This is a genomic window from Pseudomonas sp. Marseille-Q5299 (assembly GCF_943737035.1).
Lineage (GTDB): Bacteria > Pseudomonadota > Gammaproteobacteria > Pseudomonadales > Pseudomonadaceae > Aquipseudomonas > Aquipseudomonas putida_E.
The window spans coordinates 815,510-840,581 of sequence record NZ_CALSFR010000001.1; the positions used below are offsets into that span (position 1 = coordinate 815,510).

Genomic DNA, 25,072 nt, shown 5'->3' on the forward strand with positions numbered 1-25,072 from the left:
TTTTTACCATCTCTTGCTTAGCCGCGAAACTCGGCACGACCGCGGTAAACCGCTTTGGCGCCCAGTTGTTCTTCGATGCGCAGCAACTGGTTGTACTTGGAGACGCGGTCGGAACGGCACAGCGAGCCGGTCTTGATCTGGCCAGCGGCGGTACCCACAGCCAGGTCGGCAATGGTCGAGTCTTCGGTTTCACCGGAGCGATGCGAGATCACAGCGGTGTAGCCTGCGGCCTTGGCCATCTGGATGGCTTCCAGGGTTTCGGTCAGCGAGCCGATCTGGTTGAACTTGATCAGGATCGAGTTACCGATGCCCTTCTCGATGCCTTCCTTGAGGATCTTGGTGTTGGTCACGAACAGGTCGTCACCGACCAGTTGCACCTTCTCGCCGATCTTGTCGGTGAGGATCTTCCAGCCAGCCCAGTCGGACTCATCCAGACCGTCTTCGATCGAGATGATCGGGAAGCGCTCGGTGAGGCCTTTCAGGTAGTCGGCAAAGCCTTCGGCGTCGAACGACTTGCCTTCGCCGGACAGGTTGTACTTGCCGTCTTCGTAGAATTCGGAGGCCGCGCAGTCGAGGGCCAGGGTCACGTCGGTGCCCAGTTTGTAGCCGGCTTTTTCCACGGCTTCAGCGATGGCGCCCAGGGCGTCTTCGTTGGAAGCCAGGTTCGGCGCGAAGCCACCTTCGTCACCCACTGCGGTGTTCAGGCCACGGGCCTTGAGCACAGCCTTGAGGTGATGGAAGATCTCGGTGCCCATGCGCAGGCCATCGGAGAAGGTCTTGGCGCCAACCGGCTGCACCATGAACTCCTGGATGTCGACGTTGTTGTCGGCGTGCTCGCCACCGTTGATGATGTTCATCATCGGAACCGGCATCGAATACTGGCCTGGGGTGCCGTTGAGGTTGGCGATGTGCGCGTACAGCGGCAGGTCCTGGTCCTGGGCAGCAGCCTTGGCAGCAGCCAGGGAAACAGCCAGGATGGCGTTGGCGCCCAGCTTGGCCTTGTTCTCGGTACCGTCCAGTTCGATCATGGCGCGGTCCAGAGCCTTCTGGTCGGAAGGGTCCTTGCCCAGCAGCAGGTCACGGATCGGGCCGTTGATGTTGCCAACAGCTTTCAGCACGCCCTTGCCCATGTAACGGCTCTTGTCGCCATCACGCAGCTCCAGCGCTTCGCGCGAGCCGGTGGAAGCACCGGACGGCGCGCAAGCGCTGCCGATGATGCCGTTGTCGAGCAGTACATCGGCTTCCACGGTGGGGTTGCCACGCGAATCGAGAACTTCACGACCTTTGATGTCGACGATTTTTGCCATTGTTGTAAGCACTCCAGAATTGACGAAAACAACGCAGCTTTAGGAAATTCTTGCCTTGCACCAGGCGTAGATGCAGCAGGCAGGCCTGGCAGAAGCAGCCCCTGACCGGCGGGTCAGGGGCAGAACGGACGGTACTTTACCCGAGAAATGAGCTTTGCGCGGTTTATACCGTCGGAAAACTCACAAAGCCTGGGCTCAGGCCTTGTTCTTCTGCGCCAGAGCAGCCTTGACGAAGCCGCTGAACAGCGGGTGGCCATCACGCGGGGTCGAGGTGAACTCAGGGTGGAACTGGCAGGCGACGAACCACGGGTGGTCCTTGGACTCGACCACTTCAACTAGCGCACCGTCTTCGGAACGACCGGATACCACCAGGCCAGCATCGACCAGTTGCGGCAGCAGGTTGTTGTTCACTTCGTAGCGGTGGCGATGGCGCTCGGTGATCACGTCCTTGCCATAGCAGTCATGCACCTTGGAGCCGGCAGCCAGTTGGCAATCCTGCGCACCCAGGCGCATGGTGCCACCCAGGTCGGAGGCTTCGGTACGGGTCTCGACAGCGCCAGTGGCATCGGCCCACTCGGTGATCAGGCCAACGACCGGGTGGCCGCTGTTGCGATCGAACTCGGTGGAGTTGGCGTCTTTCCAGCCCATCACATTGCGGGCGAATTCGATCACGGCAACTTGCATGCCCAGGCAGATACCCAGGTATGGCACCTTGTTCTCACGGGCATACTGCACCGCGGTGATCTTGCCTTCCACGCCACGCAGGCCGAAACCGCCCGGTACCAGAATGGCGTCTGCGCCTTCGAGCAGGCTGGTGCCCTGGTTTTCGATATCTTCGGAATCGATGTAACGCAGGTTGACCTTGGTGCGGTTGGTGATGCCGGCGTGGCTCATCGCTTCGATCAGCGACTTGTACGCGTCCAGCAGCTCCATGTATTTGCCGACCATGGCGATGGTCACTTCGTGCTCAGGGTTGAGCTTAGCGTCGACTACCTTGTCCCACTCGGACAGGTCGGCGCTGCTGCACTGCAGGCCGAAGCGTTCGACGACGAAATCGTCCAGGCCCTGGGCATGCAGAATGCCCGGGATCTTGTAGATGGTGTCGGCGTCTTCAAGGGCAATCACCGCACGCTCTTCAACGTTGGTGAACTGGGCGATCTTGCGGCGCGACGAGCTGTCGATCGGGTGGTCGGAGCGGCAGACCAGCACGTCAGGCTGCAGGCCGATGGAGCGCAGTTCCTTGACCGAGTGCTGAGTCGGCTTGGTCTTGGTCTCACCAGCGGTGGCGATGTACGGCACCAGCGTCAGGTGCATCAGCATCGCGCGCTTGGCGCCGACTTCGAAGCGCAACTGGCGGATCGCCTCGAGGAACGGCTGCGACTCGATGTCGCCCACGGTACCACCGATTTCCACCAGGGCCACATCGGCATCGCCGGCGCCCTTGATGATGCGACGCTTGATCTCGTCGGTGATGTGCGGGATGACCTGGATGGTCGCGCCCAGGTAATCACCACGACGCTCTTTGCGCAGCACGTGCTCGTAGATGCGGCCGGTGGTGAAGTTGTTGTTCTGGGTCATGGTCGTGCGGATGAACCGCTCGTAGTGGCCCAGGTCGAGGTCGGTCTCGGCGCCGTCGTGGGTGACGAATACTTCACCGTGCTGGAACGGACTCATGGTGCCAGGATCGACGTTGATGTACGGATCCAGCTTGAGCATGGTGACCTTTAGCCCCCGCGCTTCCAGGATGGCCGCCAGGGAAGCCGAGGCAATGCCTTTCCCCAATGAAGAAACAACACCGCCCGTGACGAATATGTAGCGCGTCATGAAAAACCCTAGAAGTCTGCGTTAAGGCGGCCAGCGCCGCCGGAGAAAGCGAAGGAAGGCCGAAGCCCCCGATCACCTGCGTCAATCACAGTGCATCTCGAAAAACTGCCGCGTCTGTACAGACCAGGGTTAACCCCGGCATGGAGCTCGCTCGTCATTTCCAGAATCAGCCCAGCAAAAAACTGCGTGGTAATCGGCAACTGCCGTGTTTCCGAGGAACGCACAGAAGTTGTATCAAGAAGGGAGGGTAGTCTACCGGAATGTACCCTTCAGCTCAAACCTTGCGCGTTCGTCGGAGGCTGCCAGTGGAGCTGGCAATCGGCCTGCGCCAATCGGGGCAGATTGGCCACTGCCAGCAAGCGCTCGCCACGATACAGCAGTGGCAGGCGCGGTCGCACGAAGTGCGGGACGTGCAGCTCATTGAGCAGGCGCTTGAGGTCGCGCTTGCCCCGCCCTGGTATGTCCAGCACTTCCCCGCCCTGGCGGTAGGCGATGCGCAAATCACCTAGCGGGGCGCCCTGGAGGCTGACGCTGCCGTTCCCGGGCAATGGCAACGGGCTACCGGGCATCTCCCAGCGCAGCGTCCCGCCGACAGGCTGCAGCCAGTCGCCACACAACCACCAGATCCGCCCGTGGCTGCGCTCCAGCTTGCCGTCGGTCAGCTGCCAGGCAGGCTGGGAATCGACTGCCGCATCACGCAGGGCCGCCCAACCGGCCCAATGCCGGGTGTCGGGCAGGCGGGTGCGCAGGCTCAACCAATATTGCAGGGCATTGCGCTGACGGGCTGGCGAAAGCGCCACCAGGCTCGCGAGGTCAAGCGAGTCGATCCCTGACCACATGGCAGGCGCCCCCTCCCGCGCCACGGCCAGGTCAGCCTGGGCCAGCTCATCAAGCAGCCCTAGCGCCTCACCCAGATGCTCGGCACCGCGAGCCAGGGCCTGGCTGGCCTTCGGCCAACGCTGCTGCAATAGCGGGAACACCTCTGCGCGCAGGAAGTTGCGGGCAAAGGCCGTATCTGCGTTGGACGGATCTTCGGCCCAGATCAACCCATGGGTTTGTGCATATTCATGCAACTGCGCGCGAGAAACGTTGAGCAGCGGCCTGACCACGCGGCCGCGCCCCAGCGGGCGCTGCTGCGGCATTGCGGCCAGGCCACGCAGGCCGGCACCGCGCAGAAGCCGGAACAGTAAGGTTTCGGCCTGATCATCACAGTGCTGCCCCGTGAAAAGGACGTCGCCCGCGCCAAGAACGGTACCGAATGCCGCATACCGAGCATCGCGCGCAGCCTGCTCCAGGCTCGCCCCGGCAGGGACCTGAACGTGGATGACGGTGAGTTCGATGCCCAGCCGCTCACACACCGCGGTGCAATGGCCTGGCCAGGCATCGGCGGCAGGTTGCAGGCCGTGGTGGATGTGGATGGCATGGAGCGGCGGCGTTGCGTGGATGCGGGCGTAGTCGGCCAGCCAGTGCAGGAGGACGGTGGAGTCGAGGCCACCGGAGAAGGCGATGTACCAGGCAGGGGCATTGAGCCAAGGGGTGAGGTTGATCATTGGAGCCTCACGCGGCTTGAAAGCGTTGGGGGCGCTTTGCGCCCCCAGCGGTGCATCAGAGACCGTAGCTCATCAAGCGCTCATAACGACGGGCCAGCAGCGTGTCGTTGTCGAGCTTGCCGAGCATGTCCAGCTGCTGAACCAGGTCAGCGCGAATGCTTTCGGACATCTGCGCCGGGTCACGATGGGCGCCGCCCAGCGGTTCCTGGATGACCTTGTCGACGATGTTCAGGCTTTTCAGGCGCTCGGCGGTGATGCCCATGGCCTCGGCAGCGTCCGCGGCCTTGTCTGCGGTCTTCCACAGGATCGAGGCGCAACCTTCCGGCGAGATCACCGAGTAAGTGGAGTATTGCAGCATGTTCAGCTGGTCACACACACCGATGGCCAGTGCACCGCCGGAACCACCTTCACCGATGACGGTGGCGATGATCGGGGTCTTCAGGCGTGCCATGACCCGCAGGTTCCAGGCGATCGCCTCGCTCTGGTTGCGTTCTTCTGCGTCGATGCCTGGGTATGCACCCGGGGTGTCGATGAAGGTCAGGATAGGCATCTTGAAGCGCTCGGCCATTTCCATCAGGCGGCAAGCCTTGCGGTAGCCTTCAGGGCGCGGCATGCCGAAGTTGCGGCGAACCTTTTCGCGCACTTCACGGCCCTTCTGGTGGCCGATGACCATGACCGGCTTGCCATCCAGGCGCGCGGTACCACCGACGATGGCAGCATCATCTGAGAAGTGACGGTCGCCGTGCAGCTCTTCGAACTCGGTGAAGATGTGCTCCAGGTAGTCCAGGGTGTAAGGACGACGCGGGTGACGGGCCAGGCGGGCGATCTGCCAGCTGGTCAGGTTGCCGAAGATGCTTTCGGTCAGGGTGTTGCTCTTGTCTTGCAGACGGGCAATTTCATCGCTGATGTTCAGCGAGTTGTCGTTACCCACCAAACGCAGCCCTTCGATCTTGGCTTGCAGGTCGGCAATCGGCTGTTCGAAATCGAGAAAATTCGGGTTCATAGTCATCCGTCTTGGGTCTACGGCCAGGCGGCCGGCCGGTTGATCCGTTTGGCGCCCTACCTTAAGGGATCAGGCGCATTCAGGTCGAGATTAAATTTCGTCGGTTCAACGATATTGCAGGAAGACGTTCTCACGCCCGAACTGGTCACGCAGCGCCTGAATCAAGCCATCGGCCGGGTCGATCGACCACTGGTCGCCGAACTGCAGCATCGCCTTGGCGTCGCTGCCGGTGTATTCGAGGGTGATCGGGCAACCACCGCGATGGCGGGTGATCAGCTCGCCCAGCCAGTTCAGGCGGTCGCCCTTGAGGGCATCGTGGGTGATCTTCAGGCGCAGGCTCTCGGCCAGCTTGGTACGGGCATCTTCCATGGTCATCACCTGCTTGACGCGCAGGCGCAGGCCACCGGAGAAGTCGTCATTGCTGACCTCACCTTCAACCACGACCATGGCATCGTTCTGCAACAACGCCTGAGCCCCCATGAAGGCATCGGCGAACAGCGACGCTTCGATGCGCCCGGAGCGGTCATCAAGGGTGACAAAGCCCATCTTGTCGCCCTTCTTGTTCTTCATCACGCGCATGGCAATGATCATGCCGGCGATAGTCTGCGTCTCGCGGGAGGGCTTCAGATCGATGATGCGCTGGCGGGCGAAACGGCGGATCTCCCCTTCATATTCATCGATCGGGTGGCCGGTGAGGTATACGCCAAGGGTATCCTTCTCGCCCTTCAGGCGCTCCTTGAGCGTCAGTTCACGCACCTTGCGGTGGTTGGCATAGACATCGGAGTCCTCCTCGACGAACAGCCCGCCGAACAGGTCGACGTGACCGCTGTCTGCGGTGCGAGCGGTCTGCTCAGCGGCCTTGATCGCCTCTTCGAGGGCAGACAGCAAGGTCGCGCGATTAATGTCGATACTGGCGTGGTAGGCCTTGATCTCATCATGAAAGTGCGGGCCCAGCCGGTCCAGTGCGCCACTGCGGATCAGCGCATCGAGTGTGCGTTTGTTCACCCGCTTGAGGTCGACCCGCTCACAGAAGTCGAAAAGATCCTTGAATGGGCCACCCTGGTCGCGTGCCTCGACAATGGCCTCCACCGGGCCTTCACCCACGCCTTTGATGGCCCCCAGGCCATAGATGATGCGGCCGTCGTCATTGACCGTGAACTTGAACTCCGAGGCATTCACGTCGGGCGCATCGAGGCGCAGCTTCATGCTGCGCACTTCTTCGATCAGCACCACCACCTTGTCGGTGTTGTGCATGTCCGCCGACAGGACCGCGGCCATGAACGGCGCCGGATAATGAGTCTTGAGCCAGGCGGTCTGGTAAGACACCAGACCGTAGGCCGCCGAGTGGGACTTGTTGAAGCCGTAACCGGCAAACTTTTCCACCAGGTCGAAGATGTTGCCGGCGAGGTCTGCATCGATGTTGTTGGCGACGCAACCTTCGATGAAGCCACCGCGCTGCTTGGCCATTTCCTCAGGCTTTTTCTTACCCATGGCGCGGCGCAGCATGTCGGCGCCGCCGAGGGTGTACCCCGCCATGACCTGGGCAATCTGCATCACCTGTTCCTGATACAGGATGATGCCGTAGGTCGGCGCAAGAACGGGCTTGAGGCCTTCGTACTGGTAATCCGAGTGCGGGTAGGCGAGTTCGGCGCGGCCGTGCTTGCGGTTGATGAAGTCGTCCACCATGCCCGATTGCAGGGGGCCTGGGCGGAACAATGCCACCAGTGCGATAAGATCTTCCAGGCAGTCGGGCTTGAGCTTTTTGATCAGCTCCTTCATGCCGCGCGATTCGAGCTGGAATACCGCCGTGGTTTCGGCCTTCTGCAGCAACTCGTAGGTCTTGCGATCGTCCAGCGGGATGAAGTCGATGTTGACGTCGGGCAGGTTGTTCTTGGCCTGCTCGCGGTTGATCGTCTCCATCGCCCACTTGATGATGGTCAGGGTACGCAGGCCAAGGAAGTCGAACTTGACCAGGCCGGCGGCCTCGACATCGTCCTTGTCGAACTGGGTCACCAGGCCGCCGCCCTCTTCATCACAGGCGATCGGCGAGAAATCGGTGAGCTTGGTCGGGGCGATTACCACACCACCGGCGTGCTTGCCGGTACCCCGGGTGACACCTTCGAGCTTGAGCGCCATCTCCCAGATTTCGCGGGCGTCTTCGTCGCCCTTGAGGAAGTCGCGCAGGATTTCTTCCTGCTCATACGCCTTCTCCAGGGTCATGCCCACTTCGAACGGGATCATCTTCGACAAACGGTCGGCCAGGCCATAGGACTTGCCCTGCACCCGCGCCACGTCGCGTACCACCGCCTTGGCGGCCATGGTACCGAAGGTGATGATCTGGCTGACCGCATTGCGCCCGTAGGCGTCGGCCACGTAGTCGATCACCCGGTCGCGGCCATCCATGCAGAAGTCGACGTCGAAGTCGGGCATGGAAACACGTTCGGGGTTGAGGAAACGTTCGAACAGCAGGTCGTAGGCCAGAGGATCGAGGTCGGTGATCTTCAGTACGTAGGCCACCAGCGAGCCGGCACCCGAACCACGGCCCGGGCCTACCGGCACGCCGTTGTTCTTGGCCCACTTGATGAAGTCCATCACGATCAGGAAGTAACCCGGGAAACCCATCTGGATGATGATGTCCAGTTCGAACTTCAGGCGGTCCAGGTAGAGCTGGCGCTTCTCTTCGTAATTGGGCGTGGTCTCCTTGGGCCAGAGCACCGCCAGGCGCTCCTCCAGGCCTTCGTGCGAAACATGGCGCAAGTAGTCGTCGATGCCCATGCCATTGGGCGTCGGGAAGTCGGGCAGGAAGTACTTGCCCAGCTGGACCTGGATGTTGCAGCGTTTGGCGATTTCGACGGTGTTGGCAATCGCGTCGGGCAAGTCGCTGAACAGCTCGGCCATTTCATCCGCGCTTTTGAGGTACTGCTGGTCGCTGTACATGCGCGGGCGACGCGGGTCGTCCAGGGTCCAGCCTTCACCGATGCACACGCGGCTTTCGTGGGCGTCGAAGTCCGACTGCTTGATAAAACGCACATCATTGGTGGCCACCAGCGGCGCGCCGACCTTGTCGGCCAGCGCCACGGCAGCGTGCACGTATTCTTCATCACCGGCACGATTGGTACGCTGCACCTCGACGTAAAAACGTTCAGGGAACATGCCCATCCAGTCGTGCAGCAGCGCCTCGGCCTCAGTGGTACGGCCGGCCATCAGGGCCATACCGATATCGCCCTCTTTGCCGGCGGACAGGGCAATCAGACCTTCGCTGGCCGGGGCGATCCACTCACGCTGCAGAATGACCAGGCCATTGCGCTGGCCGTCAGTCCAGCCTCGGGAGATCAGCTCGGTAAGGTTGCGGTAACCCTTGGGGTTCATCGCCAGGAAGCAGATGCGCGACAGCGGCGCTTCAGGGTCGGCACCGGCCAGCCACAGGTCAGCACCGCAGATCGGCTTGATGCCCGCGCCCATGGCGGCCTTGTAGAACTTCACCAACGCGCACATGTTGCTCTGGTCGGTGATCGCCACCGCGGGCATGTTCATCCCGGCCAGCGCCTTGGCCAGCGGTTTGATCCGCACCAGACCGTCGACCAGCGAAAATTCGGAGTGGACGCGCAGGTGAACGAAGGGAACCGACATGGAAGATCCTGTAGCAGTGCTGAACGACAAGGGCGGGATTGTAGCGTAAAAGCGAGGGGGTTTTGGGGACGCAAGACGCCCCCAACAGGCTAGATCAGAGAATCGGTAATGCCTTCGCGGGCTTCCCAAGCGGCCCGTACCGGCGCAAAGGAGCGCCGATGAATGGGCGTGGGCCCTAGCCGGGCCAAGGCTTGCAGGTGTACCGGCGTCGGATACCCCTTGTGCCCGCCAATCCCATAGCCCGGATAGATCAGCTCGAATGCGCTCATCTCGCGATCGCGGGTCACTTTGGCCAGGATCGACGCTGCAGCGATGGCTGGCACCTGGCTATCACCCTTAATAACCGGCGCAGCCGGCACCGACAGTTTGGGGCAGCGGTTACCGTCGATCAGTGCGAGCCTGGGTGTGACACTCAAGCCCTCCACTGCACGCTGCATGGCCAGCATGGTGGCCTGAAGAATGTTCAGCCGATCGATTTCCTCGACCTCGGCGCGCGCGATGCAAAAGCTCAGGGCTTTGGCACAGATCTCGTCGAACAGCGCTTCGCGCTTGGCTTCGGTGAGTTTCTTCGAGTCGTTGAGGCCGAGGATCGGCCGCGCCGGGTCAAGAATCACCGCCGCTGTGACGACCGCCCCGCACAGCGGGCCGCGCCCGACCTCGTCGACTCCGGCAACCAGGTCCTCGACCAGGTTGAAATCCAGTCCTATCTGCATGTCAGCGGTCCTTGAGCAAGGCCAGCACCGCGTCGGCTGCCTGGTTGGAGGCGTCGCGGCGCAGGGTGCGGTGAATCTCGTCGAAGCGCTCGGTCTGCTGGCTGCCGTCGGCCACCAGGGGAGCCAGGGTTTGTGCGAGGGCCTCGCTGGTGGCGGCATCCTGCAGCAACTCTGGCACCAACTCGCGCTGGGCGAGCAAGTTGGGCAACGACACGTAGGGGCTTTTCACCAGACGCTTGAGAATCCAGTAGGTCAGTGGCGCGAGGCGATAGGCAACGACCATGGGGCGCTTGTACAGCATGGCCTCCAGGGTGGCGGTACCCGACGCGATCAGCACCGCATCACAGGCTGCCAGGGCCTGATGCGACTGGCCATCGAGCAGCGTCAGCGGCAAGTCGCGACCTTCAAGCATCTGTTCGAGCTGTGCACGCCGTGCCCCATTAGCGCATGGCACTACAAAGTGCACGCCGGGTATCAGCTCGCCCAAGCGCTGCGCCGCATCCAGGAACAACGCCCCCAGGCGCCCGACTTCCCCGCCACGGCTGCCAGGCATCAGGGCAACCACCGGCCCTGCACCCAGCCCCAGCGCCATGCGCGCAGCCTGCCGATCCGCAGCCAACGGTATGGTATCGGCCAACGGATGGCCGACGAACCTAACCGGCACGCCCTGCTCTTCATAGAAGCGCGCTTCGAATGGCAGCAGCGTCAGCATCAGATCGCAACCTTCACGAATCTTCAGCACACGCTTCTGCCGCCATGCCCAGACCGAAGGGCTGACGTAGTGCACGGTCTTGATACCGGCCTGGCGTAGCTTCAGTTCGATATTGAGGGTGAAGTCAGGTGCATCGATGCCAATGAACACATCGGGCTTTTCGGCAATCAGGGTCTGGATCAGTACCTTGCGCCGCTTGAGCAGCTCACGCAGGCGCCCCAGCACTTCTACCAGGCCCATGACCGCCAGACGTTCCATGGGGAAATACGACTGCATGCCCTCGGCTTCCATCAGCGGGCCGCCGACGCCGATGAAACGCACCTGGGGATGGCGCGCCTTCAAGGCGCGCATCAGACCGGAACCGAGAATATCGCCGCTGGCCTCACCCGCAACCAGGGCTACGCAAAGTTGCGCCATGTCAGCGGGTAATGCCGCGGGCAGAATTCACGATCGACTGACGGAACAAGTCGACCTCTGGGTGTTTGCCTGCCAGCTCATCCAGTTCCTTGACCGCTTCTTCAACGGTCAGGCCCTGGCGGTAGACGATCTTGTAGGAACGACGCAGGGCATGGATGACCTCGTCGCTGAACCCGCGACGGCGCATGCCTTCGAAGTTCATGCTGCGGGCTTCGGCGGGGCTGCCGAATACCGTGACGAAAGCCGGAACGTCCTTGCCGATCGCCGTGCCCATGCCGGAGAAGGCATGCGCGCCGATGTGGCAGTACTGGTGCACCAGGGTGAAACCGGACAGGATCGCCCAGTCACCCACATGCACATGCCCGGCCAGCGCAGTGTTGTTGACCAGGATGCAATGGTTGCCGATCACACTGTCATGGCCGATGTGGGCATAGGCCATGATCAGGTTGTGGTCACCCAGCGTGGTTTCAGCGCGGTCCTGGACCGTGCCACGGTGAATGGTCACACCCTCGCGAATCACGTTGTGATCACCGATCACCAGGCGCGTTGGCTCCCCTTTGTACTTCAGGTCCGGGGTGTCTTCGCCGATCGAGGAAAACTGGTAGATGCGATTGTGCTTGCCGATCCGGGTCGGCCCCTTGAGCACCACGTGAGGACCAATGACGGTACCCTCCCCGATTTCGACATCAGGGCCAACGATCGACCACGGGCCGACCTCGACACCATCGGCCAGTTTGGCCGACGGATCGATGATCGCCCGCGGATCAATCGAATTCATAGCTCACGTTCCGCACAGGTGATCTCAGCCGAGCACACTGGCTTGCCATCGACCAGTGCCCGGCACTCGAACTTCCAGATGGTCTTCTTACGGCCGATGAACTTGGCCTCCAGCACCAACTGGTCGCCCGGCAGGACGGGCTGACGGAAACGCAGCTTGTCGGAACCGACGAAGTAATAGAGCGTGCCGTCGGCCGGCTTGGCGTCGAGCATCTTGAAACCGAGAATGCCTGCAGCCTGTGCCATGGCCTCGATGATCAGCACGCCTGGCATTACCGGGTGTTCCGGGAAATGCCCGTTGAAGAACGGCTCGTTGATGCTGACATTCTTGTAGGCACGAATGCTCTGGGCCTCGAAGTCCAGATCCGTTACACGATCCACCAACAGGAACGGGTAACGGTGAGGCAGGTATTCGCGAATCTCGTTGATGTCCATCATTTCGGGGGGAAGCCTGTAATAAGAATAGGGAGCGCAGGTGCTGACCACACGCTCCTTTTGCAATCCAAAGAGGAGCCAGCTAGCGACTGTTCACTCTTGCTCAGGAAATGGTATCAGCCTTCTGATGTCGGCTGGCCACCTGAGGTCACGGTATCGACACGTTTTTCCAGCTGCTGGAGACGTTTGGACATGTCATCCAGCTGGCGGATACGCGCAGCGCTCTTGCGCCAGTCAGCCAGTGGCTGCATGGCAGTGCCGGAAGAATACGCACCCGGTTCGGTGATCGAACGGGTGACCATGGTCATCCCGGAAACGAATACGTTGTCGCAGACATCAATGTGCCCCACCATGCCGACGCCACCGGCAATGGTGCAGTGCTTGCCAATGCGCGTGCTGCCGGAAATCCCGACGCAGGCAGCCATGGCCGTGTGCTCGCCGATCTGCACGTTGTGAGCGATCTGGATCTGGTTGTCGAGCTTGACGCCGTCGGCGATCCGCGTGTCGGACAACGCGCCCCGGTCGACAGCGGTGTTCACGCCGATTTCGACGTCATCACCTATGGTGACACCGCCGATCTGGGCGATCTTGCGCCATACGCCCTTCTCGTTGGCAAAGCCGAAGCCCTCACCACCGATCACCGCGCCAGACTGGATGACCACGCGCTTGCCTATGGTCACGTCGTGATACAGCGTGACCCGCGGTGCCAGCCAGCCACCCTCGCCAACCACACAACGGGCACCGATCACGCAATGCGCACCGATGCTGACGTTGGCGCCAATGCGTGCGCCGCTCTCGATGACCACGAACGGCCCGATGCTGGCACTGGCATCCACCTGCGCATCCTCGGCAACCACGGCGCTGGGATGAATTCCCGCTACAGCCTTGGGTTTGGGATCGAACAGGTGGGAAATGCGCGCGTAGGCCAGGTACGGGTCCGCCACGATCAGCGCATTGCCGGCAAAGCCTTCAGCATCTGCAGCCTGCAGCAACACCGCTGCTGCCTGGCAGTTATCCAGGTATTTGCGGTACTGCTTGTTGGCGAGAAAGCTCAACTGACCGGGGCCGGCCTCCTGCAAGGTGGCCAGCCCGGTGATCTGCAGCGCCTCGGAGCCTTTGAGAGTGGCCCCGAGGGCCTCGGCCAACTGGCCGAGCGTCATGGTCACGGTCATATCAACGGGCTTGGTTCATGCGCTCGATGACTTGGCGGGTGATGTCGTACTGAGGCTTGACATCAATGACCGCGCCACGCTCGAGGACCAGGTCGTAACCGCCTTTCTTGATCACTTCCTCGACAGCGCCGTCGAGCTTGGGCTTGAGCTGCTTGAGCATGTCGCGGTCAGCAACCGCCTTGGCTTCATTCAGTTCCTTGGACTGGAACTGGAAGTCACGGGCCTTTTGCTTGAATTCAAGCTCCAGGCGCTCACGCTCCGGCTGGGCCATCTTGTCGCCGCCTTTGATCAAGCGGTCCTGAATGCCTTTGGCGCTGCTTTCCAGGGTCTTGAGCTTGGTCAGCTGCGGGCCGAACTTCTTCTCGGCATCCACCGCGTATTTCTTGGCGGCATCAGATTCGAGCAACGCCATCTGATAGTTCAGCACGGCAACCTTCATTTCGGCGAAAGCCGGGGTGGCGACCAGCGCCGCGGCCAGTAAGGCCAGTTGAGTCAACTTACGCACGATGCACTCCTGGATAAACCGTTGTCGTTAAGCAAGGGCCGACCTTAGAAGGTCTGGCCCAGAGAGAATTGGAACACCTGGGTATCGGCATCGTCCGGCTTCTTCACCGGCATTGCCAGGCTGAAGCTCAACGGACCCAGCGCGGTGATCCAGGTCACACCCAGGCCCACGGAGCTGGCCATGTCCGAGAAACCGACCTTGGCGCAGTCAGGCTTGGAACCGCAATTGGTGTCGAACACGTTACCCACATCCCAGAACACGGAGGTGCGCAGCGAACGCTGGTCCTTCACGAACGGCAGCGGGAACAACAGCTCTACGCCACCTTGTACCAGGACGTTGCCACCGAACGGCAGTGGGTCCTGGTCCGGGTCTTTAATCGTTCCGGGGTTGGTACCCAGGCTCGGCGTACTGCGCGGACCCAGGCTGCTGTCCTTGAAGCCGCGAACGGAGTTGAAGCCACCCGCATAGTAGTTCTCGTAGAACGGCAGGCCCGAAGTGCCACCGAAACCATCACCATAGCCCAATTCGGTGTGCAGGCGCAGGGTGTAGTCGTTGTTGATCGGTTTGAACAGCTGGCCGCGGTAGTCGAGCTTGTAGAACGAAAGGTCGCTGCCTGGAATGGTGGTTTCCAGGGTAAGGCTCTGGGAGTGACCACGGGTTGCCAGCACGCCTTTGTTCAGGGTCGACTCGGACCAGCCGACGGACGCCTTGAAGTTCAGGAAGCTGTCGCCTTCCTCCTCGAGGAAGTCGAAGATCTCGTCAACGGTATAACGACCGGTCTTGATCTTGTCCTGCTGTACGCTGAGGCCGTAGGTCAGACGCGAGGTTTCACTGATCGGGTAGCCAAGGCTGACGCCAGCACCCAGGCTGTCGACCGCATAGCTGGCCACGTCAACGTCAAGGTCGTCGTAGTCGGTACTGCGATAGAATGCGTTGTAACCCAGGCTGACGCCGTCGGCAGTGAAGTAGGGGTCAACGAAACCGAAGTTGTAGCGGGTCTGGTATTCCGAACGGGTCAGGCCGATGGACACCTTGTTACCGGTACCGAGGAAGTTGGTCTGGCTGATCGAACCGCCCAGGATCAGGCCGGCGCTCTGGGCGAAGCCCACGCTGGCGGTGATCGAGCCGGATGCCTGCTCTTCGACGCTGTAGTTGACGTCGACCTGGTCGTCGGTGCCCGGCACTGGCGGGGTCTCGACGTTGACTTCCTTGAAGAAGCCCAGGCGCTCCAGGCGGGTCTTGGACTGGTCGATCAGGTAGGTCGAAGCCCAGCCGCCTTCCATCTGGCGCATTTCGCGGCGCAGCACTTCGTCTTCGGTCTTGGTGTTGCCGCGGTAGTTGATGCGGTTGACGTAGGCACGCTTGCCCGGGTCGACCACGAACATGATGTCGACGGTATGGTCTTCGTCATTGGGCTGTGGCACGCCGTTGACGTTGGCGAAGGTATAGCCTTCGTTACCAAGGCGGCGGGTGATCAGCTCGGACGTGGTGGTCATCACCTTGCGCGAGAACACCTGGCCCGGCTGCACCAGCAGCAGCGACTTGACCTGGTCTTCCGGCACTTTCAGGTCGCCCGACAGCTTCACGTCACGAACGGTGTACTTCTCGCCTTCGTTGACGTTGACGGTGATGTAGACGTGCTTCTTGTCCGGGGTGATCGACACCTGGGTGGAAGCGATGTCCATGTTGATGTAGCCGCGGTCCAGGTAGTAGGAACGCAGGCGCTCCAGGTCACCGGAAAGTTTTTCGCGGGCGTACTTGTCGTCGTTCTTGAAGAACGACAGCCAGTTGGTGGTCTTGAGCTCGAACAGCTGCGCCAGTTCTTCATCGTCGAACACGGTGTTGCCGACGACGTTGATGTGCTGGATGGCAGCGACGGTGCCTTCGTTGATCTTGATCTTCAGGGCAACCCGGTTGCGCGGCTGCGGCACCACCTCGGCGTCGACCTCGGCCGAGTAGCGGCCCTGGGCCACGTACTGGCGCTGCAGTTCGTTACGCACGCCTTCGAGGGTGGCACGCTGGAAGATCTCGCCTTCGGCCAGGCCCGACTGTTTCAGGCCCTTCATCAGGTCTTCGGTGCTGATCGCCTTGTTGCCTTCGATCTCGATGCTCGACACCGACGGGCGCTCGACCACGTTGATGATCAGGACATCGCCGTCGCGGTTCAGCTGGATATCCTGGAAGAAGCCGGTCTTGAACAGCGAACGGGTCGACTCCACCAGGCGCCGGTCATCGGCCTGATCGCCCACGTTCAGGGGCAAGGCACCGAAAACGCTGCCGGCGGATACCCGCTGCAGGCCGTTGACACGAATATCGGAGATGGTGAAGGACTCGGCGTGAACTTCAGCGATCATCAATGCGGAGAGGACCGCAGTTAGCAGCAGACGTTTCATGAAGTCCTTTTATTCCAACTGGCAATAAACAACCTGCCGCAAATGGCGGCAGGTTTGCAATGCGAAGCTTTTATAGTCGACCCAGATCGTTGATCAGGGCGAGCAACATCACCCCTATGACCAAACTGATACCGATCTGGACCCCCCAACCTTGAACCCGATCCGACAATGGACGACCGCGCGCCCACTCGACCAGGTAAAACAGCAAATGCCCCCCATCCAGCACTGGAATGGGCAGCAGGTTAAGAACCCCCAGGCTAATGCTCAGGTAGGCGAGGAAATTCAGGAAATCCCCCACGCCGGACTGGGCTGAAGCGCCCGCCACTTTAGCAATGGTTATCGGTCCGCTCAAGTTTTTTACCGAGAGCTCACCGAACAGCATTTTCTTCAGGGATTCGAGGGTCAGGACGCTCATGTTCCACGTCCGGGAAAGGCCCTCGCCTACCGCATCCAGCGGACCGTAGCTGACCTCACGAAGCATGTCGGCAGGCCATTCGCCACTTTTCACCCCGGCACCCAGGTAACCACCGGCAGCCTCGCCCTCACCTTTTCGTGCCAGTGTCACCGGCACATCCAGCGCTGCACCGTCGCGCTCGACACGCACCACCACCTTGGCTTCAGGGCGGGCGCGCACGCTATCGACAACCTGCTGCCAGTCAGTCAAGGCCACCCCATCGAGACTCAGCAGCCGATCACCGGTTTTCAGACCGGCAGCCGCCGCTGGCCCTTTTGGATCGATCTCGGCCAGCACGGGCGCAACCACAGGGCGCCATGGCCGCAGCCCGAGCGACTGAATCGGATCAGGCTCGTCCGCGCCCTTGAGCCAGCTGTCGAGCTTGACCTGCAACTGACGCTCGGCACTGGAGCCCTCATCGCGCACGCCAACCTGCAATGTTCCGCTTTCGCCCAGGCGACGCACCAACTGCAGGTTGACGGCCGACCAGCCACTGGTCGCCTTGCCATCGATGGACACAATTTCCTGGCCGGCAACCAGGCCCGCCGATGCTGCCAGGCTGCCTGGCTCTACCGCACCGATGACCGGACGGATCTGCTGGGTACCGAGCATCGCCAGCAACCAGAAGAAAACGATGGCCAGCAGGAAGTTGGCAATCGGACCGGCGGCGACGATGGCGATGCGCTGGCGAACCGATTTGCGATTGAATGACTGCTCGGCCAGCGCTGGCGGCACTTCGCCTTCACGCTCGTCGAGCATCTTGACGTACCCACCCAAAGGAATGGCCGCCACCACGAACTCGGTACCGTGGCGGTCATGCCAGCGCAATAGCCCGGGGCCGAAGCCCACGGAAAAGCGCAGCACCTTGACCCCGCAACGCCGGGCCACCCAGAAGTGGCCGAATTCGTGGAAAGTGACCAGTACACCCAGGGCCACCAGGGTGCCGATAATCATGTACAGCGCAGTCATGTCTTTCTCCGAATGACGTTCAGCGGAACGACTTTTCGCACATCCTCTGGGCCGGGCAGCATCAGCGGCCGTGGCGCCTCAACCACTCGCGGGACAACTCTCGGGCGCGCTGATCGGCAGCAAATACCGCATCCAGCGAAGGCACAGGCACCACGGGTTCCTGAGCCAGTACCTGTTCGATCATACCCGCGATCTCCGGGAAGCGGATACGCCGCTCAAGAAATGCATCGACCGCAACTTCGTTGGCCGCATTGAGTACCGCTGGCGCGCTGTTGCCCGCCTCGGCAGCCTGCCGTGCCAGGCGCAGGCACGGAAAGCGCAGTTCGTCGGGGGCCTGGAAATCCAGGCGAGCAATGGCGAACAGATCCAGCGGGGCCACACCAGAATCGATCCGCTCCGGCCAGGCAAGGGCGTTGGCAATGGGCGTGCGCATATCCGGGTTACCCAACTGGGCCAGCACCGAACCGTCAACGTAGTCCACCAGGGAATGGATAACGCTCTGCGGGTGCACCACCACTTCGACCTTGTCCGGCGCCGCATCGAACAACCAGCAAGCCTCGATCAGTTCCAGGCCCTTGTTCATCATGCTTGCCGAGTCCACCGAAATCTTGCGCCCCATGGACCAGTTCGGGTGGGCACAAGCCTGCTCTGGCGTGACGTCGGCCAAGTCTGCCTGAGGCGTCTCGCGAAACGGCCCGCCCGAGGCTGTCAGCAGAATGCGACGCACGCCCACCTGGCTCAGACCACGGTCATAGTCACCCGGCAGGCACTGGAAGATGGCATTGTGCTCGCTGTCGATCGGCAGCAGCACCGCACCACTGCGGCGCACAGCTTCCATGAACAGCGCGCCGGACATCACCAGCGCCTCCTTGTTGGCCAGCAGCACCTTCTTGCCCGCCTCGACGGCGGCCAGTGTCGGGCGCAAGCCAGCAGCGCCGACGATGGCAGCCATCACCGCATCCACTTCAGGGGCGGCCGCAACCTCACACAGGCCCGCCTCCCCTTCGAGCACCTCGGTGGCGCAGCCCGCAGCCGCCAGGCCTTCACGCAAGCGCACGGCTGCTTCGCCGTTGGGCACCACGGCATAGGCCGGGCGATGCAGCACGCACAGCGCCAGCAGTTGATCGATGCGCGAATAGCCGCTCAATGCAAATACCTGGTAGCGCTCGGGATGGCGGGCAATCACATCCAGGGTACTGAGGCCGATGGAGCCGGTGGCGCCCAGGACCGTAATGCGCTGTAGCGCTGTCACATCACACCCCATTCAGCAGCCCACAGCAATACCGCGAAAACCGGGATGGCCGCAGTCAGGCTGTCGATGCGGTCAAGCACCCCGCCATGGCCAGGCAGCAGGTTGCTGCTGTCCTTGATACCGGAGCGGCGCTTGAACATGCTCTCGGTCAGGTCACCAATCACCGATGACATGACCACCAGCGCAGCCCCCACGAGCCCCAGCAGAATCTGGCCGACGCCCCAATCGCGAGTGATGCCGACCGCAAGCGTAATCACCAGGCTGACCGCCAGGCCGCCATAGACGCCTTCCCAGCTTTTACCCGGGCTGACTTGGGCAGCCAGCTTGCGCTTGCCGAAAGCACGGCCCGAGAAGTACGCGCCGATATCGGCCGCCCACACCAGCACCATGACAGACAGGATAAGCCAGTTACCCAGCGGCCAGTGCTTGAGCAGCACCAGCCCTTGCCAGGCAGGCAGCAGGATCAGCAGACCGATCAGCAGACGGCAGGCAGCACTGGCCCACAGCTCACTGCTGCGCGGATAAGTCAGCACCAACCAGGTGGCCATACCCCACCAGATGACCGACGCACCAAGCACCCAGGGCGCCAGGTCAGGCATCAGGTAGAGCAGCATCAGCACACCGGCGACGACAGCGGCATAGGCAATGCGCAGTGGCTGGGCCATCAGCCCGGCCAGGCGCGCCCACTCCCAGGCCGCCAGGGTCACCACCAAGCCGATGAACAGAGCGAAATCCCCGCCGTTGAGCAGGAAGAAACCACCCAGCGCGACCGGCAGCAGGATCAGCGCGGTAATGATGCGTTGTTTAAGCATTAAGCACGAGCTCCAGCCTCGACCTGCTCGCTGGTCTTACCGAAGCGGCGCTGGCGCGAAGCGAAATCGGCCAGAGCATTGCGCATGGCCTCGTGTTTGAAGTCCGGCCAGTACAGGTCGGAGAAATACAGTTCGGCATAGGCCAACTGCCACAGCAGGAAGTTGCTGATGCGGTGCTCACCACCGGTGCGGATGCACAGGTCCGGCAACGGCAATTCGCCCGTCGCCAGGCAGGCTTGCAAAAGCCCTGGAGTGATGTCGTCCGGACGCAGATGGCCGGCCTGAACCTCACGCGCCAGGCGCTGGGCGGCCTGGGCAATATCCCACTGGCCACCGTAGTTGGCGGCGATCTGCAGGATGAAGCGATTATTGCCGGCGGTCTGCGCCTCGGCCTCGCGCATGGCGGCCTGCAGCTCTGGATGGAAACGCGAACGGTCGCCAATGATGCGCAGGCTGATATTGTTCTCGTTCAGGCGTTTGGCCTCACGGCGCAGCGCCGAGAAGAACAGCTCCATCAACGCCCCCACTTCCTCGGCAGGGCGCTGCCAGTTCTCACTGGAGAAGGCGAACAGGGTCAGCACCTCGACCCCGGACTTGGCGCATACCTCGATAACCGCACGTACGGCATCGACGCCGGCCTTGTGCCCGGCTACGCCGGGCAACAGGCGCTTCTTCGCCCAGCGATTATTGCCATCCATGATGATCGCGACGTGTCGCGGCACCGAAGACGGTGCCGCCAGCTTGGTCTTTTCCATTAAAAAACCTCGGCCTTAGACGGCCAACAGGTCCTTTTCCTTGGCTTTGAACGCAGCGTCGATTTCGGCGACGAACTTGTCGGTCAGCTTCTGGATCTCGTCAGCAGCACGACGCTCTTCGTCTTCGCTGATTTCCTTGTCCTTGGTCAGCTTCTTCAGGTCGGCCAGGGCATCACGACGCACGTTGCGCACGGCAACCTTGGCGTCTTCGGCAACGGCGCTGGCCTGTTTGGTGTAACCCTTGCGGGTTTCCTCGGTCAGGGCCGGCATCGGTACACGGATGGTGGTGCCGGCGCTGGACGGGTTCAGGCCCAGATCGGAAGTCAGGATGGCCTTCTCGATGGCAGCGCTGAGGTTCTTGTCGTGGGCGACGATCTTCAGGGTGCGCGCATCTTCAACAGAGACTGCAGCGACCTGGTTCAGCGGCATTTCGCTGCCCCACGCCGGGACCTTGACGCTGTCCAGGATGCTTGGGTGGGCGCGACCGGTGCGGATTGACGCCAGGTTGCGGCCCAAAGCCTCGATGGACTTGCCCATGCGATCCTGAGCGTCTTTCTTGATGTCGTTGATCATTTTTGAACTTCCTCGATCAGAGTTCCTTCCGCGCCGCCATGCACGATGTTCAGCAAGGCGCCGGGTTTGTTCATGTTGAAGACGCGCAGCGGCATCTTGTGGTCGCGGCAAAGGCAGATTGCCGTGAGATCCATTACACCCAGCTTGCGATCCAGCACTTCATCGTAGGTCAGATGATCGAACTTCTCGGCATGCGGGTCCTTGAATGGATCTGCAGTGTATACACCATCGACCTTGGTTGCCTTCAATACCACGTCGGCATCGATTTCGATGGCACGCAGGCATGCGGCGGAGTCGGTGGTGAAGAACGGGTTGCCAGTACCGGCAGCGAAGATTACGACTTCTTTGGCGTTCAGGTGACGCATGGCTTTGCGGCGGTCATAGTGATCGGTCACGCCCACCATGGAAATGGCCGACATGACGATGGCGGTAATGTTCGCCCGCTCCAGCGCATCGCGCATGGCCAGGCCATTCATTACGGTCGCCAGCATGCCCATGTGGTCGCCGGTAACACGGTCCATGCCGGCTGCACTGAGCGCCGCGCCACGGAACAGGTTGCCACCGCCAATCACCAGGCCGACCTGGACACCGATGCCGACCAACTGGCCGACTTCCAGGGCCATGCGATCCAGGACCTTGGGGTCGATCCCGAACTCTTCCGAGCCCATCAGGGCCTCGCCGCTAAGTTTGAGTAGAATGCGTTTATAGCGAGCCTGATAACCACTGCCCTGCTGAGCCATTGCGAATCTCTCCTGCGGCGTTTGTAAAATTCTGGCGGGCTGCTTGAGCCTGCGTGTAACTCTAACGTGACGCAGCGACTGCGTCAGCGAGCACGGCCTTGAAAACCGCTCCCGCTTTGACAAAGAGGCTGCGCGCGTGAGCGGGCAGCCTCTTTGGGGCGACAGACGAGTCTGTCTTACTGCTTGGCGGCAGCTACCTGAGCGGCAACTTCAGCAGCGAAGTCGTCGACCGGCTTCTCGATGCCTTCGCCTACTTTGAAGTAGGTGAAGGAAACGATTTCAGCACCGGCCTTCTTGGCCAGCTCGCCGACTTTGACTTCCGGGTTCATGACGAAGGCTTGCTCTTTCAGCGAGGCTTCGGCCTTGAACTTGGTGATACGGCCGTTGATCATGTTTTCAACGATGTTTTCCGGCTTGCCGGCGATCTTGTCGGCGTTCAGCTGCAGGAAGACGTTCTTCTCGCGCTCGATGGCCTCGGCGGAAATTTCCGACGCATCCAGGAACTCTGGGTTCGAAGCTGCAACGTGCATGGCAATGTTCTTGGCCAGCTCGACGTCGCCGCCCTTGAGGACGACAACTGCACCGATCTTGTTACCGTGCAGGTAAGCACCGACAACGTCACCCTCAACGCGCACCAGGCGACGGATGTTGACGTTCTCGCCGCACTTGGCGACCAGGGCTTCACGAGCAGCTTCGCGCGAGGCGATCAGCGGAGCGGCATCGGTCAGCTTCTGGGCGAAAGCTTCTTCGAGGCTTTCAGCGACGAAGTTCTTGAAGTCGTCTTGCAGAGCCAGGAAGTCGGTCTGCGAGTTGACTTCCAGCAGGACGGCGGATTTACCGTCGGTCTTGACGGCGATCGCGCCTTCGGCAGCGACGTTGCCAGCCTTTTTGGCGGCCTTGATGGCGCCCGAGGCACGCATGTCGTCAATGGCTTTTTCGATGTCGCCGCCGGCCTTTTCCAGGGCCTTTTTGCAATCCATCATGCCTTCGCCGGTACGCTCGCGCAGTTCTTTGACCAGCGCTGCAGTAATTGCTGCCATTTCAAAATCCTCTTGGAAAGTTTTTCAACCATTCCACCCGCTCATCACGGGCGTTCAATTCTGCAAATCCGCTGTTTCAACCTCAGCCGGCCCATATTGCGGGGCGCTTGCTGACAGCAGGATTTCAAGGTGGCAAAAAGGGGGCCAAGCCCCCTTTTTGCGTGCCAAGCAGACGCTAGCGTCTATTACTCGGCAGCAGGTGCAGCCGCTTCTTCAGCGTAGACTTCGGTGCCGCCAGCAACGTTGTTGCGGCCGCGGATGACGGCGTCAGCCATCGAAGTCATGTACAGCTCGATAGCGCGAATGGCGTCATCGTTACCTGGGATGATGTAGTCAACACCTTCTGGGCTGCTGTTGGTATCGACAACGCCGATAACCGGGATACCCAGCTTGTTGGCTTCGGTGATGGCAATGCGCTCGTGGTCAACGTCGATCACGAACAGGGCATCAGGCAGGCCGCCCATGTCCTTGATACCACCCAGGCTGCGGTCCAGCTTTTCCAGATCGCGCGAACGCATCAGGGCTTCTTTCTTGGTCAGCTTGGCAAAAGTGCCGTCTTCGGCCTGGGTTTCCAGGTCGCGCAGACGCTTGATCGAAGCGCGGATGGTTTTGTAGTTGGTCAGCATGCCGCCCAACCAGCGGTGGTCAACGTATGGCGAACCGCAACGAGCAGCTTGCTCGGCGACGATCTTGCCGGCGGAACGCTTGGTGCCGACGAACATGATCTTGTTCTTGCCCTGGGCCAGGCGTTCTACGAACGACAGAGCGTCGTTGAACATTGGCAGGGTTTTTTCCAGGTTGATGATGTGGATCTTGTTACGCGCGCCGAAAATGTACTTGCCCATTTTCGGGTTCCAGTAACGGGTCTGGTGGCCGAAGTGCACACCGGCCTTCAGCATATCGCGCATGTTGACTTGGGACATGATAGTTCCTTGATAAGTCGGGTTGGGCCTCCACGTATCCCAATGACCAACCCACGCACCTGAACAAGAACTTCGAGAATGCGGGGCACCCAGGTCATCGTGTCGACACGTGTGTGGGTTTGAGCTGACGGGGTCGTCCCCGAAAGCGGCGCATGTTATACCACAGACCGCCAACGAACGGAACCCGCAGAAGTGAACTGTGAATCCAGCCTCAAGCTTGATGCTGGGTTCGCAGCCGCCCTCTGATAGAATAAGGGCCTTTTCCGTTTGTTCGCGCCGCCTGCGGCGCCGTAGAGAGCCAGTAATGACCGTTACCATCAAGACCGCAGAAGACATCGAGAAGATGCGCATCGCCGGCCGCCTGGCCGCCGAAGTGCTGGAAATGATCGAAGAACACGTCAAGCCCGGTGTCACCACCGAAGAGCTCGACCGCCTGTGCCACGACTACATCGTCAACGTGCAGCAGGCCATTCCGGCACCGCTCAACTACAAGGGCTACCCCAAGTCGATCTGCACCTCGATCAACCACGTGGTGTGCCACGGCATCCCCAACGACAAGCCGCTCAAGGACGGGGACACGCTGAACATCGATGTCACCGTGATCAAGGACGGCTACCACGGCGACACCAGCCGCATGTTCCACGTCGGTACCGTGCCGGTATGGGCCGAGCGCCTGTCCAAAGTCACTCAGGAGTGCATGTACAAGGCCATCGAGCTGGTCAAGCCTGGCTGCCGCCTGGGCGATATCGGCGAAGTGATCCAGAAGCACGCTGAGAAGAACGGCTTTTCGGTGGTGCGTGAATTCTGCGGCCACGGCATCGGCAAGGTGTTCCACGAAGAACCGCAGATCCTCCACTACGGCCGCGCCGGCACCGGCATGGAGCTCAAAGAGGGCATGACCTTCACCATCGAACCGATGATCAACCAGGGCAAGGCCGACACCAAGGTGCTGGGCGACGGCTGGACCGCCATCACCAAGGACCGCAAGCTCTCGGCGCAGTGGGAGCACACCCTGGTGGTGACCGCCACCGGCTACGAGATCTTCACCCTGCGCAAGGACGACACCATCCCGCGCACTTCGGCCTGAGTTCACGCCAAAGCCTCTACGACAGGAAC

Annotated in this window: 21 protein-coding genes; 1 reads left to right on the forward strand and 20 read right to left on the reverse strand. The window is 61.3% G+C overall.

Features of this window, described 5'->3' with window-relative positions:
• Positions 1-17: 17 nt before the first annotated feature.
• From eno to rpsB, 20 genes are all read right to left on the reverse strand, one after another.
• Positions 18-1,307 carry a phosphopyruvate hydratase gene (gene eno / locus NGJ21_RS03815; protein WP_012315883.1) on the reverse strand — a complete coding sequence of 430 codons (1,290 nt, stop codon included), beginning with the start codon at positions 1,305-1,307 and terminating at the stop codon, positions 18-20.
• Between the two features lie 195 nt (positions 1,308-1,502).
• On the reverse strand, positions 1,503-3,131 hold the full coding sequence (pyrG, locus tag NGJ21_RS03820; protein ID WP_115274042.1) for a CTP synthase: 1,629 nt from the start codon (positions 3,129-3,131) through the stop codon (positions 1,503-1,505).
• A gap of 269 nt (positions 3,132-3,400) precedes the next feature.
• Positions 3,401-4,681, reverse strand: a complete 1,281-nt coding sequence (tilS, locus tag NGJ21_RS03825; RefSeq protein WP_174142341.1) for a tRNA lysidine(34) synthetase TilS — start codon at positions 4,679-4,681, stop codon at positions 3,401-3,403.
• Positions 4,682-4,736: 55 nt separating this feature from the next.
• Positions 4,737-5,684, reverse strand: a complete 948-nt coding sequence (accA, locus tag NGJ21_RS03830; protein WP_042111686.1) for an acetyl-CoA carboxylase carboxyl transferase subunit alpha — start codon at positions 5,682-5,684, stop codon at positions 4,737-4,739.
• Positions 5,685-5,789: 105 nt separating this feature from the next.
• On the reverse strand, positions 5,790-9,314 hold the full coding sequence (dnaE, locus tag NGJ21_RS03835) for a DNA polymerase III subunit alpha (RefSeq protein ID WP_174142342.1): 3,525 nt from the start codon (positions 9,312-9,314) through the stop codon (positions 5,790-5,792).
• 89 nt (positions 9,315-9,403) lie between these two features.
• Positions 9,404-10,027 carry a ribonuclease HII gene (gene rnhB / locus NGJ21_RS03840; RefSeq protein ID WP_046788313.1) on the reverse strand — a complete coding sequence of 208 codons (624 nt, stop codon included), beginning with the start codon at positions 10,025-10,027 and terminating at the stop codon, positions 9,404-9,406.
• 1 nt (position 10,028) lies between these two features.
• Positions 10,029-11,156, reverse strand: coding sequence for a lipid-A-disaccharide synthase (gene lpxB / locus NGJ21_RS03845; protein ID WP_174142343.1), 1,128 nt, complete (start codon positions 11,154-11,156; stop codon positions 10,029-10,031).
• Position 11,157: 1 nt separating this feature from the next.
• Positions 11,158-11,934, reverse strand: a complete 777-nt coding sequence (lpxA, locus tag NGJ21_RS03850; RefSeq protein ID WP_012315890.1) for an acyl-ACP--UDP-N-acetylglucosamine O-acyltransferase — start codon at positions 11,932-11,934, stop codon at positions 11,158-11,160.
• Entirely contained in the window at positions 11,931-12,371 is a 441-nt protein-coding gene (fabZ, locus tag NGJ21_RS03855; protein WP_012315891.1) for a 3-hydroxyacyl-ACP dehydratase FabZ, read from the reverse strand. Before fabZ ends, lpxA begins: the two co-directional genes overlap by 4 nt.
• Before the next feature lie 113 nt (positions 12,372-12,484).
• Complete coding sequence (gene lpxD / locus NGJ21_RS03860; protein ID WP_012315892.1) at positions 12,485-13,540, reverse strand: UDP-3-O-(3-hydroxymyristoyl)glucosamine N-acyltransferase; 1,056 nt, start codon at positions 13,538-13,540, stop codon at positions 12,485-12,487.
• Between the two features lies 1 nt (position 13,541).
• A complete protein-coding gene (locus NGJ21_RS03865) occupies positions 13,542-14,045 on the reverse strand; it encodes an OmpH/Skp family outer membrane protein (RefSeq protein ID WP_012315893.1) in 504 nt (167 codons plus the stop codon).
• A gap of 44 nt (positions 14,046-14,089) precedes the next feature.
• Positions 14,090-16,438, reverse strand: coding sequence for an outer membrane protein assembly factor BamA (bamA, locus tag NGJ21_RS03870; RefSeq protein ID WP_119687649.1), 2,349 nt, complete (start codon positions 16,436-16,438; stop codon positions 14,090-14,092).
• Positions 16,439-16,508: 70 nt separating this feature from the next.
• Positions 16,509-17,861 carry an RIP metalloprotease RseP gene (rseP, locus tag NGJ21_RS03875; RefSeq protein WP_115274038.1) on the reverse strand — a complete coding sequence of 451 codons (1,353 nt, stop codon included), beginning with the start codon at positions 17,859-17,861 and terminating at the stop codon, positions 16,509-16,511.
• A 61-nt stretch (positions 17,862-17,922) separates the two neighbouring features.
• Positions 17,923-19,113, reverse strand: a complete 1,191-nt coding sequence (gene ispC / locus NGJ21_RS03880) for a 1-deoxy-D-xylulose-5-phosphate reductoisomerase (RefSeq protein WP_125924500.1) — start codon at positions 19,111-19,113, stop codon at positions 17,923-17,925.
• Positions 19,110-19,925 carry a phosphatidate cytidylyltransferase gene (locus NGJ21_RS03885; RefSeq protein ID WP_046784286.1) on the reverse strand — a complete coding sequence of 272 codons (816 nt, stop codon included), beginning with the start codon at positions 19,923-19,925 and terminating at the stop codon, positions 19,110-19,112. The genes ispC and NGJ21_RS03885 overlap by 4 nt, the downstream gene beginning before the upstream one ends.
• Entirely contained in the window at positions 19,925-20,680 is a 756-nt protein-coding gene (gene uppS / locus NGJ21_RS03890) for a polyprenyl diphosphate synthase (RefSeq protein ID WP_046784287.1), read from the reverse strand. The genes NGJ21_RS03885 and uppS overlap by 1 nt, the downstream gene beginning before the upstream one ends.
• Before the next feature lie 15 nt (positions 20,681-20,695).
• Positions 20,696-21,253 carry a ribosome recycling factor gene (gene frr / locus NGJ21_RS03895; RefSeq protein ID WP_008094910.1) on the reverse strand — a complete coding sequence of 186 codons (558 nt, stop codon included), beginning with the start codon at positions 21,251-21,253 and terminating at the stop codon, positions 20,696-20,698.
• A complete protein-coding gene (gene pyrH / locus NGJ21_RS03900; protein ID WP_008094912.1) occupies positions 21,250-21,993 on the reverse strand; it encodes a UMP kinase in 744 nt (247 codons plus the stop codon). The genes frr and pyrH overlap by 4 nt, the downstream gene beginning before the upstream one ends.
• A gap of 176 nt (positions 21,994-22,169) precedes the next feature.
• Positions 22,170-23,033 (reverse strand): translation elongation factor Ts, encoded by an 864-nt coding sequence (gene tsf / locus NGJ21_RS03905; RefSeq protein ID WP_008094914.1) that lies wholly within the window; start codon positions 23,031-23,033, stop codon positions 22,170-22,172.
• A gap of 185 nt (positions 23,034-23,218) precedes the next feature.
• The gene (rpsB, locus tag NGJ21_RS03910; RefSeq protein WP_012315900.1) at positions 23,219-23,956 is read right to left on the reverse strand and encodes a 30S ribosomal protein S2; all 738 of its coding nucleotides are present in this window, start codon (positions 23,954-23,956) and stop codon (positions 23,219-23,221) included.
• Between the two features lie 304 nt (positions 23,957-24,260).
• Here rpsB and map point away from each other — a divergent pair, with 304 nt between their 5' ends.
• Positions 24,261-25,043 (forward strand): type I methionyl aminopeptidase, encoded by a 783-nt coding sequence (map, locus tag NGJ21_RS03915; protein WP_004375406.1) that lies wholly within the window; start codon positions 24,261-24,263, stop codon positions 25,041-25,043.
• Positions 25,044-25,072: the final 29 nt, after the last annotated feature.

Excerpts from the sequence above, each read along its gene's own strand:
- NGJ21_RS03885 (WP_046784286.1), bottom strand. The coding sequence starts at position 19,925 with ATGCTTAAACAACGCATCATTACCGCGCTGATCCTGCTGCCGGTCGCG.
- rnhB (WP_046788313.1), bottom strand. The coding sequence starts at position 10,027 with ATGCAGATAGGACTGGATTTCAACCTGGTCGAGGACCTGGTTGCCGGA.
- lpxB (WP_174142343.1), bottom strand. The coding sequence starts at position 11,156 with ATGGCGCAACTTTGCGTAGCCCTGGTTGCGGGTGAGGCCAGCGGCGAT.
- fabZ (WP_012315891.1), bottom strand. The coding sequence starts at position 12,371 with ATGATGGACATCAACGAGATTCGCGAATACCTGCCTCACCGTTACCCG.
- frr (WP_008094910.1), bottom strand. The coding sequence starts at position 21,253 with ATGATCAACGACATCAAGAAAGACGCTCAGGATCGCATGGGCAAGTCC.
- dnaE (WP_174142342.1), bottom strand. The coding sequence starts at position 9,314 with ATGTCGGTTCCCTTCGTTCACCTGCGCGTCCACTCCGAATTTTCGCTG.
- rpsB (WP_012315900.1), bottom strand. The coding sequence starts at position 23,956 with ATGTCCCAAGTCAACATGCGCGATATGCTGAAGGCCGGTGTGCACTTC.
- uppS (WP_046784287.1), bottom strand. The coding sequence starts at position 20,680 with ATGGAAAAGACCAAGCTGGCGGCACCGTCTTCGGTGCCGCGACACGTC.
- pyrG (WP_115274042.1), bottom strand. The coding sequence starts at position 3,131 with ATGACGCGCTACATATTCGTCACGGGCGGTGTTGTTTCTTCATTGGGG.
- accA (WP_042111686.1), bottom strand. The coding sequence starts at position 5,684 with ATGAACCCGAATTTTCTCGATTTCGAACAGCCGATTGCCGACCTGCAA.
- rseP (WP_115274038.1), bottom strand. The coding sequence starts at position 17,861 with ATGACTGCGCTGTACATGATTATCGGCACCCTGGTGGCCCTGGGTGTA.
- eno (WP_012315883.1), bottom strand. The coding sequence starts at position 1,307 with ATGGCAAAAATCGTCGACATCAAAGGTCGTGAAGTTCTCGATTCGCGT.
- lpxA (WP_012315890.1), bottom strand. The coding sequence starts at position 11,934 with ATGAATTCGATTGATCCGCGGGCGATCATCGATCCGTCGGCCAAACTG.
- tsf (WP_008094914.1), bottom strand. The coding sequence starts at position 23,033 with ATGGCAGCAATTACTGCAGCGCTGGTCAAAGAACTGCGCGAGCGTACC.
- tilS (WP_174142341.1), bottom strand. The coding sequence starts at position 4,681 with ATGATCAACCTCACCCCTTGGCTCAATGCCCCTGCCTGGTACATCGCC.
- map (WP_004375406.1), top strand. The coding sequence starts at position 24,261 with ATGACCGTTACCATCAAGACCGCAGAAGACATCGAGAAGATGCGCATC.
- pyrH (WP_008094912.1), bottom strand. The coding sequence starts at position 21,993 with ATGGCTCAGCAGGGCAGTGGTTATCAGGCTCGCTATAAACGCATTCTA.
- lpxD (WP_012315892.1), bottom strand. The coding sequence starts at position 13,540 with ATGACCGTGACCATGACGCTCGGCCAGTTGGCCGAGGCCCTCGGGGCC.
- bamA (WP_119687649.1), bottom strand. The coding sequence starts at position 16,438 with ATGAAACGTCTGCTGCTAACTGCGGTCCTCTCCGCATTGATGATCGCT.